1 protein-coding gene and 1 pseudogene are annotated in these 864 nt (G+C 43.8%); both read left to right on the forward strand.

Features of this window, described 5'->3' with window-relative positions:
- Positions 1-488, forward strand: a 488-nt coding sequence (locus A3766_RS30605; protein WP_068641997.1) for a hypothetical protein, incomplete at its 5' end; no start/stop codon positions are given.
- A 165-nt stretch (positions 489-653) separates the two neighbouring features.
- Positions 654-864, forward strand: a pseudogene (locus A3766_RS07030) (glutaredoxin); the annotation flags it as partial.

Below are 864 nucleotides of genomic sequence, written 5' to 3' on the forward strand. Positions count from 1 at the left end.
TCATGGAAGGTGCGCTTGATAGTAATGTGATTGATATTGGTTTGAATATGGTCAAGACCAAATCGCGGGATAAAGTCGCTGAATATGCCTTTGACCTATATACCTCACGTATTTTACTCGTGGGTAATGGTAATTCCCGAAACAATCAAGGTGCAGGTATTCTTGCGGTTAAACAAGGCAGTGATATCGATATTTTGTTGTTGGCTAAGGGCTATCAAGTTAACACTCAAGCTTATTCGATTGATAGGCTGATCGAGATGTATCGTGAAGGACTCATTAATTCATTTGCAGAGTCAGAAGTGAGTATCTTTGATGCGCTTCAGGCTTTGGATGCGGATGAGGTCGATTATGATTATGAAGTACTGGCCGAAGCCGCTGGCGGAGCTTATGTCGCTAAGCACTTCTTGAAAAATAACCCCTCAGTGATTAAAGACTGGCAGCAAGTAACGAGTGTTTGTGCTTACCTTGCACCCAAGATCGAATTATAAGTAGATCCTGTTGTCAGGCCTATGCTCCCTTGATTCGGGCTGATCATCCCTAGGAAATTATGCCTCTTTTCTGATAGAATCCGCGTGCGCCGTAGAGATAGCTGTATAAGTTTTGTGCAGTTTTACGGTGCCATATTCTAGCGATTTACGAAAGAGGTTCGTTGCATGTCTGTTGTTCGATGGCTATTAGGCCGTATTATTCTATTAGTTGATTTTCTGTTTAAGCCTCGTAAACCCAAGCTTTCCAGCGAGAAGCAGTTAGAACTGGACGCGGCGACGCAGAACATATCGCTATATCAGTATGCTGCCTGTCCATTTTGCGTAAAGGTTCGATGGGCTGCGCGTCGTCAGGGCTTAAATATTGAGACTCGTGATG

It is taken from the genome of Oleiphilus sp. HI0132 (genome assembly GCF_001635845.1).